The sequence below is a fragment of the Paenibacillus agri genome (genome assembly GCF_013359945.1).
Classification (GTDB): domain Bacteria; phylum Bacillota; class Bacilli; order Paenibacillales; family Paenibacillaceae; genus Paenibacillus_AQ; species Paenibacillus_AQ agri.
In genome coordinates this window covers 262,159-277,383 of sequence record NZ_JABWCS010000220.1, presented here as the reverse complement: position 1 = coordinate 277,383, position 15,225 = coordinate 262,159, and the positions used below count along the sequence as shown (strand labels likewise).

The following is a 15,225-nucleotide window of genomic DNA, read 5'->3' as shown; positions in this document are numbered from 1 at the left end:
GTATAATGGAATCATGATAACACAGTTCTCTTTTTCCCCGCAACAGGACACCCGCCAGGAATGGAAGACCAGGGCAGACCGGTAAGCTCTGAATCATCCGTTGTTTATTGGTCGCTGCCAGTAGGGCCAGGATAGACTTTTGCCCCTTCGTGACGGTGTGCAATCCGCGCAGAGGCCGCCGCGGCAATGCCCGCCACGAGGTCATCCATGAACACATGAATCCTGCCTTTATCATCGTTCAGTTGGCCGATAATGCCAAGCTTTATTTTATCCAGGTACCCAAATCCGGTGAGACCGATCATCCCGTACACGCTGGTAATGCCAAGCGCTAGCGTCTCGTCCACCCCGTACAGCGATTCATCGGCTTCCAGCACAGCTTGCAGCGGCTGCGGCAATTGTTTCTGCTCCGCCAGCTCATCCAGTGCAATTCCTGTCATCAGCGTATACTGTACCTCCCGCTTGCCAAGGACCGCTCTCACACTTGAAAGGCACTCTTCCTCCGTTAAGGCGGGATAGTATGCAGACTGCAAGGTATATACAATTTTGGCGATGGACGACAAGGTTACGCCTCGGCTCTCCAGTAAATCTATTGCAAACTCCTGATATGACATGATGATGTTCCCCTTTCCGCACAGGATATGCCATGTGGTTTCCTAAATGTATGCGAAAAAGGAGTGAAATGTTCTTATTTTATTCTCACTGTACCTGCACCCAGCATGCTTTCAATGGCTGTGAGCAGGGCCGGAGAGGGATCGATCCGGTAGCTGTCACTGAGCGCGAGCAGCTTCTGCGAGCGCTCGTAGAACAGCACGGTTGCCACAGGCCCCGGATGGGCCTGAAGCAGCCCGTTCAGGCGCGGCAGCAAGCCTGACTCCTCGGTATGCGGCGTGATCTTGATGAACACGCGCTGACCGTTCTCTGTGGCCGGCGGACGGCTCTGTCCGGAGGCCACAGGCCCCCCCGGCGCTGGCGCAGGCGCCGACGGCGGGGGGGCTGGAGGCGCTCCGGCCGGTCCACCGGCGGCGCCGACGGCACTTGCGGCCGCAGGGCCGCGGGACGGCGCGGAACCTGCCGTCCGCCCCGCAGCTGCGGAGCGGCCCCCGCCCTGCGTGCGGGCCGCGGCAGCATTGCGGCGCTGCAGCAGACCGCGCAGCGCATCACCCGAGAGCGGCGCGACCTCCTCGGCGAGCAGCTTGAAGCCTTCGTCTTCCTGCTGCACCTTGGCCCGGAGGGCAAGCAGCGCGCCTTTATCGATCAGGCTGCGACTTCGCTTCCACACCTCGGGGAACAATACGACCTCGCAGCGCTCGATCTGATCTTCCCACTCGATGAAGGCCATGGCCTTGCCCGCCTTCGTCGTAATTTCCTTAACAGACACGACCATTCCGGCCGTGACAGTCTGACTCTCGTCCGGGACTTCGCTGAGGTCCATCAGCCGCTGGATGCCCTGCTCTTCCAGCAAGCCTGCACTGTCGTCCAGCGGGTGGCCGGACAGGTACAAGCCCAGCAGCTCGCGCTCCAGCTCCAGCTGCTGTCCTACTGAGAACCGAGGGATATCAGGGTAGCGAATCTCCCAATTGGGAGTCTCGACCAGATCATCGAACAACTGGATCTGCAGTTCGTCCCGCTCCTTGCGCCATTTTACTGCCGCATCCACTGTCTCATCCAACATAGCCAAAAGCTGAGCCCGATGCCCAGGAAGACGATCGAAAGCACCGGCCTGCACCAGCGATTCCACCACCCGCTTGTTGCAGACCCGCAGATCCACACGTCGACAAAAATCGAGCAAACTGTCGAACGGACGCTCCTTGCGGGTCTCCATAATATTCTCCACGGCCAGTGTGCCGACATTCTTCACAGCGGCAAGGCCGAAGCGGATATGCCCCGCGTCCTCACCAGACACCGGAGTGAACAGCACGCCGCTCTCGTTGACATCCGGCGGCGTAACACCGATTCCCATCCGGCGGCATTCCAGCACGTATTCCGCCACCTTCCGGTGGGTTCCCATCACTGCAGTCAGCATGGATGCCATGAACTGCACCGGATAATGGTGCTTCAGATAAGCTGTCTGGAAAGCCAGTACACCATAAGCGGCTGCGTGAGCGCGCGGGAAGCCGTAATCCGCAAAGCGCACGATCATGTCATATACGGCGTTGGCATCCTCTTCGGTGTAACCCTGCTTCAGACTGCCCTGCACAAAGTGACTGCGTTCCTTGTCCAGCGTCTCCCGCTTCTTCTTCGACACCGCACGGCGCAGCAGATCTGCCTCTCCAAGCGAGAAGCCTGCCATCAGGGAGGCAATCTGCATAATCTGTTCCTGATAGACAATGATGCCGTACGTATCCGACAAAATCGGCGCCAGATCAGCATGCGGGAATTCCACCTCTATATGACCATGCTTGCCGGCGATAAACTTCGGAATGAACTCCATTGGACCCGGACGGTACAGCGCGAGAACTGAAATTACATCCTCAAAACCGCTTGGTCTCAGATCCTTCAGCACCCGTCTGACACCAGCCGATTCCAGTTGAAAGACCCCTGTGGTCTCCCCGGCTCCCAGCATTTCATAAGTCCCGGGATCATTGTCTGGAATCAACCGGAAATCAGGTGGACTGCCAGTCATTTCCTTGATCCAGTTCATCGTCCGCTCAATAATCGACAAGGTCCGCAGGCCCAGAAAGTCCATTTTCAACAAACCAACGCTCTCCAAATGCTCCATGGAATACTGCGTCAAGGCTGTACTTTCATTGCCCTCTTGTAGCGGTACTGCATCCGTCAGCGGTCCCTTGGAGATCACAACCCCTGCAGCATGGGTCGAAGCGTGGCGTGGCATACCCTCGACCTTCATCGCCATATCCAGCAGTTCCCGTGTTCTCAGGTTAGTCTCATACATCGCCTTCAGATCCGGGGATGTCTCCAGCGCCCGGGCAATGCTGATGCCGAGTTGACCCGGAATAAGCTTCGCAGCCTTATCCACCTCGCCGTAAGGCAGGTTGAGCACCCGGCCCACGTCGCGCACTGCCGCCCGTGCAGCCATCGTACCGAACGTAATGATCTGCGCCACATGCTCACTGCCGTATTTATCCACGACATAGCTGATAACCTCGTCACGCCGTTCGTCGCTAAAATCGATATCGATATCCGGCATGGTGATCCGTTCAGGATTCAGAAAGCGCTCAAAGAGCAAATTATATTTAAGCGGGTCAACATCGGTAATCCGCAGCACATAGGCTGTCAGGCTGCCTGCGGAGGAACCCCGGCCCGGCCCGGTGGCAATACCCTTCTGGTGACAATAAGCGATAAAGTCCCACACAATTAGGAAATAATCGCTAAAGCCCATGTTCCCGATGACACCCAGTTCATAGGCCAGTCTCTCTTCGGCTTGCTTTCTTTGTTCCGGCGATTCCCACAATGGCGTATCTCCGTACCGTTCCTCAAGTCCCTTTCCGCAGAGCTGCTGCAAATAGGAAGCAGTATCCATCCCTTCCGGCAATGGCGAGTATGCTGGCAAAATGTGATTGCCAAAGACCAGCTCCAGATTGCACTTGTCTGCAATCACAGCCGTGTTGGCAATAGCCTGCGGCACATGCGGGAACAAGGCCGCCATCTCTTCTCCGCTCTTCAGATACAGCTGATTGGAGCCAATCTTCAGCCGCTCCTCGTCATCCACGGTCTTGCCAGTGCCGATACAGATCAGTACATCCTGCACCTCAGCATCCGCTTTGGTCAGATAATGGGCATCATTGGTTGCCACAAGGGGAATGTCGCATTCCGCAGCAAGCGCAATCAGCTTCGGATTCACGCGCTTCTGCTCCGCAATGCCATGATCCTGCAGCTCTAGATAAAAGTCTTCGCCAAAAATCTCTTTATACCGCAGCGCCGCCCGGCGCGCTTCTTCATCCCTGCCATGCAGCAGATGCTGCGGTACTTCACCACCCAGACAAGCACTGAGACAAATAATGCCCTCCGCATGTGCGGCAAGGGCATCCATATCTATCCGCGGTTTATAGTGATGGCCCTCCAGATGTCCGATAGAGACCAGCTTCATCAAGTTTCGGTACCCGATCTCGTTCTTAACGAGCAGGATCAAATGATAAATGGGCTGGTCCTTGCGGCTACCCCGCTCCCGGCGTGAACCAGCCGTCAAATAGGCTTCGCAGCCGATGATAGGTTTGATGCCTTTCGCTAGGCAAGCTTTATAAAAGGGAATGGCCCCGTACATCACTCCATGATCCGTAAGCGCCAGCGATGTCATGCCGTATTCGCTGGCCCGGCGCACAAGATCGGTAATCCGCGCCGCTCCGTCCAGTAAACTGTATTCGCTGTGCACATGCAAATGCACGAAAGAGCTCATGATCCCACTTCCTTCCACTCCAAAAATCAAACATAATTATGAAACTATTTTATCATATTAGAGGGGGACACGCCCATAGAATGGAGAGAGAGCATAGGGACAGGCCGAGTCAGAGGATGGCTGCGTTCCAGAAAGGGGCTAATATGAGCATTTTTTTGAGCAAGGCCATCCTTGATTTCTTTATTGCCTGCGGCATTGTCCTGGGCGGGGCGATGCTCGGGGGCATCGGTGCTGTCGTCTCCCTCCAGCCGCCAACACTGACAATGCTGGAGGTTGCTGACCGGATCAAAATCTGGGCGCTTGCCGCCGCAGTGGGTGGAACGATCGATCCCATGCGGGTCATCGAGAGCAACATGCTGGGCGGTAACCTATCCCCCGCCATCAAGCAGGTCCTGTATCTGGGATTCGCTTTCCTCGGCGCTCATATGGGAAGTGAACTGGTCAAATGGGTCTGCGGCAGGGGGCAGTGAGGTGAGGATTCCGCCCTTTCACCGCTACCGCCGCTTCTCCCAGATTACCGCCGTGTTTGTGGTTGGGATGGTCGTAGGGGGTGTTGTATACAACGCGATTTTTCATATGACCTATAATGTGTTGTGGCTGCAGAATCAGGATCTGCTACTCCAGATTGATCAATACCGCAAAGATATTCAGACTCTCAAGAAATACAACAATAGCTCTACGGTTATCCGGGAGATCAAGCTGCGCGCTGAGGAAGGCAAGATCAAAGAAGGCGAACCCGTGATGGATCCGGCCATCGTGAAGGAGATCATCAGTAAAATGAGCAAGGACCTCGCACCGATGCGTGGCCGCAGCATGTTCGAAATTGATACTGATGGCAAGCTGGCCCGCCTTCTGCTGGACGGAAAGATCTACATTGTGCGGGAGAAGGAATATGCCGTACGCATCCGCACAATGCTCGTCATGGAAGGCGTGCTGCAAATCTGGGTGGAAATTAATCCTTACAAGCGCAGCTGAGGACAATCATGATACAATAAAAGGCAGCGGCAGGCGTTCATCCTCGAACCCTGCAAACCGACTCTCGTAGACCTGAAAAGGAGCTGCCTGACCATGATTATGTTCGTCAAGTACACACTATTCATTCTGCTGGTCGCCTTCGTTATAGGCGCGGCCTACTACAGCTTCGCCTCCCGCCGCAGCACGGACCCCGTGGATCGCGGACTCAAAAAATCCTTCATGAATATGCTGCTGGGCGCGATGCTCTTAACCTTGGCCATGATGTCCATGTTCCTCTACCGCGGCTCCACCGTCGGCATCATTGTCGAGGCTGCCTTCCTGATCATCGGCATCTTCAATCTGTTCTCGGGACTGCGCAGCTTCGGGCATTACAGCCGTCTCAAGATAGCGGCCGAAGACAAGGCCACAGCGCACTCTGCGAGCTCTAAACGCTGATTAAGAGCAGAATGCATACGTTAAATGGGGCTGTCCCAAACTAGGTATATTCCTTGGTGAGATGTCCATCAGCTTAAAAAATAATGCGAAAAATAGAACATGGCGGTGCTCAGGAGAATTCCTGAACCCGCCATGTTCTATTTTTGGTCGACGCTCCCCTGTTGTGGTCGACGCCCTCCCCTGTTGCGGTCGGCGCCCCCTGTTCTGGTTGACGCCCTCCCATGTTCTGGTCGGCGCCCTCCCCTGCTTGAGCAAATGATGAGTAAGCCAGAACCATTCGGCCTTCAGCCGTGCAGATCCGGTAAAGTAGAAATGGATGTCATTCAGCGCTTAAATAACTGGATATTCTCCCGTTAATTTTCCGAAAATAGAGGGTTTCCAAAAAATAACGGAAATACTCCTGTTAATCTCAATGATCCCTCTGGATTTTCTTATACAAGGGAAAAATAGCTGGAGAATTTCCCTTTAATTCGAGCAAAACCCTTGAAAGGGGCAGCATTAACGGTATAATTTCCAGATAAATCAGAGGTAAGCTCAGGGCCTACTTTGAGCCAAGCTTTAAAGGTAGGACGTGAGGACGCGCCTTGCTCTGACTCTGACTAGCCCACCCACCATGCTGCGCTACATTTGTACGGAGGTGCACGGTCCCCTTTTATTTATAATTCATCTCCGGAACCTGTACCTTCAGAGCCAGTCGCCCTTATCCGTGGTCGATCGATTGCAGCATCAGCACAGCCTTGGCTACAAGCGTGTCCTGGTGGCTGATCTCAATCTCGATCTTGCAGGTCCGGCGGCTGCTCTCCAGCAGCTTCGGCATAACAATTACAGAATGCTCAATTTGTACCGGCCGGATGAAGTAGGTCGACATATTGTCCAGCACATAGTCATTGCCGGTGATGTCCTTGGCCGCCTTGAACGCAGACAGGGTCATCAGCGTAGACAGCACTCCCTCCGATATCGTCCCAAGATCCGTTGCCATCTGCGGGGTGATGAAGCCGTGAAAGAACAAATGCCCCTCCTCGTCCCGCTCTTCCGCGAATCCGTTCCAGATGAGATGGTCGAAGGTCTCGCCAAGCTGCGGCTGATTGCGGACATCCCGCAAGCTCTGCAGCACTTCCTTACGAGTCAGTGAGCCGACCAGCTTGCGGTTGCGGTCCACAATCGGCAGGAAGTCGATCCCTTCCCACATCATGATCTGAGCCGCTGAGGCCAGGGAGGTTTGCAGCCCGGCAGTGACGGGATTACGAATCATCGCCTTCTCAATATTTTGCCCTGCCGTCAGGGTCTCCACATCGCGGCGGCCGATGATGCCAATGACGCGGTTCCATTCATCAGTTACCGGGAACCGCTGCTCCCCGCTGTCCTGGGACAGCTGAAGCAGTTCACCGGCTGTACTGGATATTTTCAGCGTATGCAGCCTGGGCCTGCTATCCAGAATATCCTCCACAAGCATGATTTTCTTCTTAATCAGCCTGTCGAAAATCGCCCGGTTAATCATTGATGCGACTGTAAAGGTATCATGTCTGGACGAAATCACCGGCAGATCCAACTGGTCAGCCAGTGCTTTAACCTCCCGGCTTGTTCCAAAGCCCCCCGTGACCAGCACCCCGGCCCCTTGTTCCAGCGCCAGCGAGTGGACATCATCACGGTTCCCGACAATCAGCAGGCTGTCTGCATCGATATAACGAATCATCGCGTCGACCTTCATCGCCCCGATGACATACTTATGCAAATGCTTGTTCAAGCCGCCCGCGCCGCCCAGCACATGGCCCTCGACAATATCCACAACGTCTCCGAAGGTGAGCTGCTCGGAAATATTACGCGGCTTCTTCTCCACCCGAACGGTGCCGATCCGCTCCTTGGTAATTACAATGCCGAGGTTCTCAGCTTCCTTGACGGCCCGGTACGCCGTACCCTCGCTGACGGCCAATTCTTTTGCCAGTTTGCGGACCGATATCTTGGTACCGACCTTTAGACTTTCAATGTGCTGCAGCAGCTGTTCATGTTTGGTAATTGCATCGCCTTGACCTTCCAACTGTTACACCCCCATGACCCGATCTGTACTATACTGTTCTATTATACACGGGGAGAAAGCCCTAGTTCAACAGGGTTTCAGGGCTCGTTCAGAGAGAAATCCGGGATACTCCATCAACCTCAAAAACCCCCTGCGCTCACCATTATGGTGAATTCAGGGGGTTGTCCTGCGGCAATCTATCATTTTTGCACGACTCTCTTCTCCTCATACCAACGGCCCCAGGCTGCAATCTTCTCCTTACGTACAGCCTCCAGCCGCTTCTGCTTCTCCTCATCCACCCCAATAATAAAGTGCAGATGAGCAGCAATGACCAGAAAAGCAAAGACCGACCAAACAACCCCAAATCCGAACACCCAGCTCGGCCCACCAGCCAGCGACAGCTTCGGAATAGCGTACAGCAGCATAGCCAGCGCCATGATCAGGTAAAGACTGTGCTTGAACTTATTTCTTTTTTTCATGGAAAACAGCTCCTTGTTCAAAGTTTATTCACAGTGGCCGTGTGAATCTATATCTCTACTCTATGAACACAAAGCCGGAAATATGAGACAAGTCTACAAAAAACTTATCTTTGACTTTCAGGACTGGTATAATCTGTTACTGAAGAAGGTATAGCTCTATAGTACATAACGACAGCTGCACTTCATCCAATCAGAGAGGCGTGGAATGCCATGAACAGAGCCTTTACCCATACCGAATACGTTATTCGTAAAAAAGTATTTTCCGTCCTGGGGGCCAAACTCCATATCTATGACAGTGCAGGAGAGCTGGTCTTGTACTCCCATCTTAAAGCGTTCAAACTCAAGGAAGACATCTCCATCTATACGGATGAGAGTATGTACAAAGAACTTCTGCGCATCAAAGCCCGCAGCATCATCGACTTCGGGGCCACCTATGATGTTCATGACACGGAAACCGGAGAACATCTCGGTGCATTGCGGCGCAAGGGATTCAAATCGATTTTAAAGGACGAATGGACCATCCTCGACAGCCATGACCTGGAGATCGGAAAAATCAAGGAGGAGAGCATCGCTATGGCGCTGCTGTGTCGAATCTTCCCTATCATTCCCCAGAATTACAATGTCGTGATAGACGGGATATCCATTCCAGTGTTCCGCCGGAACTTCAATCCGTTCGTGTCCAAAGTGACCGCCGATTTCGCGGACGACAGAAAAACCATGATCGACCGAAGGCTCGGCATAGCTGCGGGCATTCTGCTCTGTGCTATTGAGAACAAGCAGGAATAAACGAGTGAACTTCTTTGATTACGGTTTGTTGTCAGAGTTGTCTATGAGCACACTAAACTATGTTGGGTCCATCTCAAAGTGGAATCTATCTCAAAATTAGTGCCTGCTTCTTCCGATAACGGACTCCAAAGACTTTATTGACTAGAGATTCCCCCCTTCAAGAAGCTAACGGACCCCAGAGACCCTATGCGTAGAAATGCTGTTCAAAATCCGCTGTTGGGGACGAAATAACGTCACCTGTGTCCATTACATTTTTCAGGAGTAGTTTTATGAGCAAATAACGACTCTACGGTCCGTTAGCCCACACGTGCAGTCTCCAACCTACAGTGGTTAGTCCGCATATGTGGTCTTCAACCTACAGTCGTTAGTCCACATATGCAGTCTTCGACCTCCAGTGGTTAGCCCACATATGCAGTCTTCAACCTACATAACGTTTGCTTACACGTACAGCCTTAAACCTACTGTTCGTTAGCTCCCACAGGCAACTTTAACCTTCTGAACGAATTGTTTGGTCAGGTTATTTTAGCAAGCAGGAATAATGACGTGAACCTCTTTGCTGTGTATTCTCATGTATTTTCTCACTAAAAAAGGGTACTACCCAGGCTTTCGCCGAGGGGAGTACCCTTTTTTACATATGACACGTAGAACGCTAAGGAATTAGCCCAGTTCTCCGTAAAGCTCCTGCAAGCTCTCCGTAATAATCTTGTTCACGTCCTCGATTACTACGCTCAGGCGACGTTCTGCATCAAACAGGCGACGGATGCCGAGATTCAGGTTCAGCACCTCAAACAGCTTCTCCATCTTCTCCATTTCTTCTTGTGCCGGCATCTCTCCACTCATCATACGCTGCTGCATTTCTGCCTGGTTCTGGCGGAAGCTCTCCAGCATCGCTTTACCTTCAGGGTCAGCATCAACCAGCTTCATCGCTGCAGAAATATCTGCCACCTCGCTGCTATCTTTGATGGCCCGTGCCAATTCATGTGCTTTGTCATAAACGTTCATTACTTCATTCCTCCTAGATTGTTATTAAAAAAATAGGTCAATCACCAAGGGTCAGATGTCTCCATATGATGAATGATATGCAACCCTTAGCTATCAATTTGCCGGCATCATGCTACCGGAAGGAGATCCAAGATGTCTAAGCTCAAGATCCCTGTCCAAACGGTCCAATCGAGCATCCTGCAGGAAAATGCCCTCATGCTTGGAGACCGATCCATGAAAAGATTGAAAATTCCGGCACACGGTACGCTTCAGCTCGCCTTCGGCTCATTCCGGCAGGACGTAACCGTCATTCCGGTTCCAAAGTCCGACGGTTTGCGCATAAGTGAGGGGCTGGCGGGGCGGGCCGGATTTAAATTCCGGCATAAACTTAACGTCTCCTACAGCACGGGCAGCCGCACCCTCCGGCTTGGACCATTGATCGGCGTTCTTGTCAGCCGCCACTATCCCGATCAGCCCGATCGGCTGTTTGGAGCCATCACGATGTTCTGCCGGGAATTGACCAATGCCTGCCATGCACAGGGAGCCTATGTATATTTCATTACCCCTGAAGCGCTGGAGACACCCAGTTCTTCCATTCAGGGCTGGGTATACGAAGAGGGCTGGCGTAAGCGAAGTCTGCCCATTGCCGATGTCATCAACAACCGACTCACCACGCGCAAGGTAGAGAACAAACCTAGCGTACAGCATTTCCTGGCCGATGTAAAATCACGCTACGGCACACATTTCTTCAACGAAAAATTCCTTGACAAAACAGAGGTGTTCGAAGCATTGAAACAGGATACCTCCTTGCAGCGGTACTTGCCTGAATCTCATATGCTGACCGGTTCTGCCGTTCTGAAGAGAATGTGCAGTCATTACCAGAGCGTCTTCCTGAAACCTGTACGCGGAAGTCTAGGCAAGGGTATCCTCCGCATTTCCAGGGAAGAAGGCGGCGGATACCGGCTGCAGTCCACCACACCTATGGGTACCCGCAAGCAGTCCTATCCCAGTCTTACGAAACTATTTCAGGCCATCGCCCCCAAAATGAAAAGCACCCGTTACCAAATCCAGCAGGGCCTTCCGCTGATGGAACTGGGTCGGAGGCCTGTCGATTTCCGGGCTCTGGTGCAGAAGAATGGCACTGGCAAATGGGGTGTTACTTCCATCGTCGCCCGTACGGCTGGCAACAATCATTTCGTGTCGAATCTGGCGCGGGGCGGTACTCTCAGCACCGTCCGGGAAGCGGTGAACAAAAGCAGCCTTCCTTCCGGTGTGAAGGACAGTGTGCAGCTCGGATTGCCCCGAGCCGCCCTTGCTATAGCCCGCGGGATAGAGAGTTATATCCCCGCTCACTTCGGTGAACTCGGAATCGATCTGGCTCTCGACCAATCCGGCCGGATCTGGCTTTTGGAAGTGAACTCCAAGCCATCCAAGAACGACAACACACCGCTGAACGATCAAAAAATAAGACCGTCCGTCAAACAAATGGTTCTGTACTGCCGTTACCTGGCCGGGTTATAAGGAGGACCTCATGGAGACATCGGCACTAGGGTTTCTTGGCGTCATGACAGGCCGCCACAGCGGCAGCCCTCCCATCGCAGAGCCCGCCTTTTGTAGTCAGCTGTGCCAGGCCGCCCCACTGTTCAATCTGGGTGTCCTCGTCTTCCAGCCTGAAGGAGTAGCAGCAGACGGATCAAGTATTACCGGGTATGTCTGGCAAGACGGCAGCTGGCGGAACGTTACGGCCGCACCCCCAGATGTTGTCTACAACCGCTGCTTCTACAGCAGCCGGGAGGAACGGCAGGAAGCATCGGCAGCACTAGCTGCCCTTCCCCGCTCATTGCCTTGGTCCCGCGGACTGCCCGACAAATGGAGCGTCTACAAGATTTTGAAGTCTATTCGCAGCACGGCCCCGCTACTGCCCGAGACCCGGATCTATACTGGCCGGGACAGACTAGGCACCATGCTCGCAGAGAGAGAATACGGCGTATTCCTGAAGCCCAGGGCCGGTTCGCATGGCAAGCGCACATTACATGCCAGGTTGATTCACGGAGGCACAGGGGGGCTTCGCGTGAGTGGCCGGGACGGTGCCAACACACCGTTCCATCTTGTTTTTGCCAGCGGGCAGAAAGGTATCGACTGGATACACGACTTCATCGATTCACGCCGCTATATTATACAGCCTTATCTGCACCTCACTGGCAGCACAGGTCAGCCGTTCGACGTTCGTGTTCTTATGCAGAAAGACGGCAGTGGCGTGTGGGGACTCACCGGTATGGCCGTCCGGCTCGGCAGCAAGGGGACACTTACCTCGAACCTGCACGGCGGAGGAACTGCCGTTTCTCCATTGCCCTTCCTGACAGCAGAATACGGCTCGGCAGGCAAAGAAATCGTGGAAGAGCTGGCCAGTTATGCAGCTTTCCTGCCGCCTGTGCTGGAGAATGCCTGCGGCAGACTTGGTGAGCTCGGCCTCGACTTCGGGATTGACGAAGGCGGACGAATCTGGCTGCTCGAAGCCAATTCCAAGCCGGGGCGATCCGTGTTCCGTCTGACAGGCGACCGCCGGGCGGTCAGACTTTCTGCTGAAAACCCGCTGCGTTACGCCCGCCATCTGCTACTTTCAAGGCGTGGGCAGCCGACATGGCCACCACTGCGACTTCATTCACACGGGAATAAATCAATGATTCCTAAGGAGGATTCATAAATGGGTCTCACTTTTTGCAACGTCCATTTCACCAAACAGCCCCAGAGAGTCGTATATGTATCGGGCTCGCTGATGAAAAGCCTGAAGCTATCTGGCAAGAAAAACATCCGCCTACGGCTGGGTAAGGATACGATTCCGGCGATCATCAAACCCATCAAGCGAGCCGGCAAGCATATGTTCCTCGCCTCTGGTGTGAAGAGCGCCATCAAGGTTCCGAAGTCGGGCGGCATTTACCTGCGCAATTTGGAGAACGATGAGGTGCAGCTCGGGCCGCTGGTCGGTATATTGTCCGACGGACCGACTTCCTCTTCCCAGCCCTTCGGTTCCCGCACAGGATTCATCAAACAACTGCTGCGAGAAGGAAGCAATAAATGCTATATTTTTGCCTTCACCCCACGCGATATCAATTGGCAGCAGGAACAGGTATACGGTTATTTCCTAACCTCAAGCGGAAAATTCGAACGCAAAATGGTGCCGCTGCCTGATGTCGTCTATAACCGACTTCCCAGCAGAAGAGCAGAAACCTCACCCTACATCAACCAACTGCGGGAACGGTTCATGCGCAAGAAGATCCCCTACTTCAACTGGAGCTTCTTCAATAAATCCGATATTTATAGGCTGCTGGAGAACGATTCCGCGGCGAACCGCTACGTGCCGGAGACCCACACCTATCCCGACGTAGATAAAATGCGTGACATGCTGGACCGTCATCATTTCGTATATTACAAACCGTCGGCAGGCAGTCTGGGGCACGGCATATACCGGCTTACCTATTTACCGAAAAAGGGCTATTTTGCCCGTTACCGTAAGAACGGCAAGAACGTGCTGCTGCGCTTCTCAAGCTTCGAGAGCCTGATGCGTATGCTGCGGGGCCGCCACGGTCAGCAGCTTCAGAATTATATCGTGCAGCAGGGCATTCGCCTCATTGAAATTGACGGCTGCCCTATCGATTTCCGGTTTCATATGCACAAGAATGGCAGTAACCAGTGGGTTGTCGTAGGCATCGGCGCCAAGAAAGCCGGACGCGGTAGCGTCACTACCCACCTCAAGAATGGCGGTGCACTGCTCACGCCACAGCAGGCGCTTGGCCGTGTATTTGGAAGCAAGGCCGATGAGGTGCTTCAGCGTGCCAAGGGTACTGCTATCAAACTGGCAGAGTCGCTGGAAATCCAGCACCGGCATCTGCTGGGCGAGATCGGCTTCGATCTCGGGATCGACCAGGACGAGGAAATCTGGATGTTCGAGGCGAATGCCAAGCCCGGACGCTCTATCTTCCGCCACCCTTCCCTGCGCGCTGAGGGCAGAGCTTCCATCGAGCATATTTTGGAACATTGCCTGTATCTCAGCAAATTCCGCAGGAGGGATGAGCCTTGAACACCCGCATTCCCGATGAGAGCAAGCCCATTATCGCCATTCTCACCACCAGTGACAAGCGACTGAAATTTTGTGGAAATCGCAGTAATTTCCGCGATATTATCCGTACGGGCAAAGAACTGGGCTACCTTGTATACGTAGTTACGGTCCGTGATCTCAAGTTGGAGGAACGGTTCATCAACGGTTTCATTCCTTCTCCCAGTGGCAAGCAGTGGTACAGCATCCCTGTACCCCTGCCACAGGTCATCTATAATCGGGTGGCAAACAGGGAAAAGGAAGAGCTAAAGCCGGTGGCCCGCAAAATTGCCCAATGTCTGGAGCATCCAGACATCCATCTGTACAATCCGTATTTTTTCAACAAATGGAATCTGTTCGAATGGCTGCACAGCTCCCGCTTCACCTCTAAGCATGTGCCCACGACCCGCCGACTGCGCAGCCCAGGCACCTTGACCGCCATGCTGAAAAATCATGATAGTCTCTACCTGAAGCCCGAGAGCGGCAAAGCTGGTAAAGGCATCATGCGGCTGAAATATCTTGCGGATACTGCACTGCCCTACAGGCTGCAAATCCAGACCGGCAGAAAAAATGTCACCTACAAAACAGCTTCCATGGAACGCCTCTGGAGTCGCATTAGTAAAGAGAAGGGATCGGCTCGCTATATCGTCCAGCAGGCTATTGACCTGGCCACACACCGCGGACGTCCCTTCGATCTCCGCGTGCTGCTGCAAAAGAACAGCCGGGGTAACTGGGGCGTAACAGGCATCGGCGCAAGGCTGGCTGGTGCCCGGAGCATCACCACACATGTACCGCGCGGCGGCACCATCGAAGAACCCTCCAGCATGCTGGAGGGTACCTTCAGTACCGAACGGGCTGCGGCCATTCTCAAGAGTGTGCCCACGACAGCTCTGTTAATGGCCCGCCAGATCGAGCGAGCCTCCGAGTATAGACTGGGGGAAATGTCCATGGATCTTGGAGTAGACCATAACGGGGGCCTCTGGTTCTTCGAGGCTAATTCGCGACCGATGAAATTCGATGAGCCGGCGATTCGCAAGCTATCGTTGGAACGGATCTTCCAGTACTGCCAGCATCTGTCCCAGCTCCCCAAATAAACTTGCCTGAAGGA

Annotated in this window: 13 protein-coding genes; 8 read left to right on the top strand and 5 right to left on the bottom strand. The window is 53.7% G+C overall.

All coding sequences use genetic code 11. From position 1 onward, the window contains the following. Window positions 1–104: 104 nt before the first annotated feature. Window positions 105–611 carry a phosphatidylglycerophosphatase A family protein gene (locus HPT30_RS26370; protein WP_175374255.1) on the bottom strand — a complete coding sequence of 169 codons (507 nt, stop codon included), beginning with the start codon at window positions 609–611 and terminating at the stop codon, window positions 105–107. A 74-nt stretch (window positions 612–685) separates the two neighbouring features. Beyond that, window positions 686–4,354 carry a DNA polymerase III subunit alpha gene (locus HPT30_RS26365; RefSeq protein WP_175374254.1) on the bottom strand — a complete coding sequence of 1,223 codons (3,669 nt, stop codon included), beginning with the start codon at window positions 4,352–4,354 and terminating at the stop codon, window positions 686–688. 143 nt (window positions 4,355–4,497) lie between these two features. Between HPT30_RS26365 and HPT30_RS26360 the strand changes: the two genes are divergently transcribed. The 3 genes from HPT30_RS26360 to HPT30_RS26350 all read left to right on the top strand — a co-directional run bounded on the left by HPT30_RS26360 (window position 4,498) and on the right by HPT30_RS26350 (window position 5,764). Further along, the gene (locus HPT30_RS26360) at window positions 4,498–4,824 is read left to right on the top strand and encodes a YtrH family sporulation protein (RefSeq protein WP_066374406.1); all 327 of its coding nucleotides are present in this window, start codon (window positions 4,498–4,500) and stop codon (window positions 4,822–4,824) included. A gap of 1 nt (window position 4,825) precedes the next feature. After that, window positions 4,826–5,329, top strand: coding sequence for a sporulation membrane protein YtrI (locus HPT30_RS26355; protein ID WP_175374253.1), 504 nt, complete (start codon window positions 4,826–4,828; stop codon window positions 5,327–5,329). A 93-nt stretch (window positions 5,330–5,422) separates the two neighbouring features. Next, on the top strand, window positions 5,423–5,764 hold the full coding sequence (locus HPT30_RS26350) for a YtpI family protein (RefSeq protein WP_175374252.1): 342 nt from the start codon (window positions 5,423–5,425) through the stop codon (window positions 5,762–5,764). Between the two features lie 700 nt (window positions 5,765–6,464). On the opposite strand, the gene HPT30_RS26345 is transcribed toward HPT30_RS26350, so the two are convergent. Both HPT30_RS26345 and HPT30_RS26340 read right to left on the bottom strand, forming a co-directional pair. Beyond that, window positions 6,465–7,799 (bottom strand): DRTGG domain-containing protein, encoded by a 1,335-nt coding sequence (locus HPT30_RS26345; RefSeq protein WP_175374251.1) that lies wholly within the window; start codon window positions 7,797–7,799, stop codon window positions 6,465–6,467. 179 nt (window positions 7,800–7,978) lie between these two features. After that, entirely contained in the window at window positions 7,979–8,257 is a 279-nt protein-coding gene (locus tag HPT30_RS26340) for a hypothetical protein (RefSeq protein WP_175374250.1), read from the bottom strand. Between the two features lie 210 nt (window positions 8,258–8,467). On the opposite strand from HPT30_RS26340, the gene HPT30_RS26335 reads away from it, so the two are divergent. Continuing rightward, window positions 8,468–9,043 (top strand): LURP-one-related family protein, encoded by a 576-nt coding sequence (locus HPT30_RS26335; protein ID WP_175374249.1) that lies wholly within the window; start codon window positions 8,468–8,470, stop codon window positions 9,041–9,043. A 657-nt stretch (window positions 9,044–9,700) separates the two neighbouring features. Here the strand turns inward: HPT30_RS26335 and HPT30_RS26330 are convergent. Beyond that, complete coding sequence (locus tag HPT30_RS26330; protein ID WP_175374248.1) at window positions 9,701–10,045, bottom strand: YlbF/YmcA family competence regulator; 345 nt, start codon at window positions 10,043–10,045, stop codon at window positions 9,701–9,703. A gap of 132 nt (window positions 10,046–10,177) precedes the next feature. Here HPT30_RS26330 and HPT30_RS26325 point away from each other — a divergent pair, with 132 nt between their 5' ends. The 4 genes from HPT30_RS26325 to HPT30_RS26310 are packed head-to-tail and all read left to right on the top strand — an operon-like array spanning window position 10,178 to window position 15,211. Further along, window positions 10,178–11,545, top strand: coding sequence for a YheC/YheD family endospore coat-associated protein (locus HPT30_RS26325; RefSeq protein WP_175374247.1), 1,368 nt, complete (start codon window positions 10,178–10,180; stop codon window positions 11,543–11,545). 10 nt (window positions 11,546–11,555) lie between these two features. After that, a complete protein-coding gene (locus HPT30_RS26320) occupies window positions 11,556–12,728 on the top strand; it encodes a YheC/YheD family endospore coat-associated protein (RefSeq protein WP_175374246.1) in 1,173 nt (390 codons plus the stop codon). Beyond that, window positions 12,729–14,102, top strand: a complete 1,374-nt coding sequence (locus HPT30_RS26315) for a YheC/YheD family endospore coat-associated protein (RefSeq protein WP_175374245.1) — start codon at window positions 12,729–12,731, stop codon at window positions 14,100–14,102. Then, the gene (locus HPT30_RS26310; RefSeq protein ID WP_175374244.1) at window positions 14,099–15,211 is read left to right on the top strand and encodes a YheC/YheD family endospore coat-associated protein; all 1,113 of its coding nucleotides are present in this window, start codon (window positions 14,099–14,101) and stop codon (window positions 15,209–15,211) included. Before HPT30_RS26315 ends, HPT30_RS26310 begins: the two co-directional genes overlap by 4 nt. Window positions 15,212–15,225 lie beyond the last annotated feature (14 nt).

Excerpts from the sequence above, each read along its gene's own strand:
- HPT30_RS26370 (WP_175374255.1), bottom strand. The coding sequence starts at position 611 with ATGTCATATCAGGAGTTTGCAATAGATTTACTGGAGAGCCGAGGCGTA.
- HPT30_RS26365 (WP_175374254.1), bottom strand. The coding sequence starts at position 4,354 with ATGAGCTCTTTCGTGCATTTGCATGTGCACAGCGAATACAGTTTACTG.
- HPT30_RS26360 (WP_066374406.1), top strand. The coding sequence starts at position 4,498 with ATGAGCATTTTTTTGAGCAAGGCCATCCTTGATTTCTTTATTGCCTGC.
- HPT30_RS26350 (WP_175374252.1), top strand. The coding sequence starts at position 5,423 with ATGATTATGTTCGTCAAGTACACACTATTCATTCTGCTGGTCGCCTTC.
- HPT30_RS26340 (WP_175374250.1), bottom strand. The coding sequence starts at position 8,257 with ATGAAAAAAAGAAATAAGTTCAAGCACAGTCTTTACCTGATCATGGCG.
- HPT30_RS26335 (WP_175374249.1), top strand. The coding sequence starts at position 8,468 with ATGAACAGAGCCTTTACCCATACCGAATACGTTATTCGTAAAAAAGTA.
- HPT30_RS26330 (WP_175374248.1), bottom strand. The coding sequence starts at position 10,045 with ATGAACGTTTATGACAAAGCACATGAATTGGCACGGGCCATCAAAGAT.
- HPT30_RS26325 (WP_175374247.1), top strand. The coding sequence starts at position 10,178 with ATGTCTAAGCTCAAGATCCCTGTCCAAACGGTCCAATCGAGCATCCTG.
- HPT30_RS26320 (WP_175374246.1), top strand. The coding sequence starts at position 11,556 with ATGGAGACATCGGCACTAGGGTTTCTTGGCGTCATGACAGGCCGCCAC.
- HPT30_RS26315 (WP_175374245.1), top strand. The coding sequence starts at position 12,729 with ATGGGTCTCACTTTTTGCAACGTCCATTTCACCAAACAGCCCCAGAGA.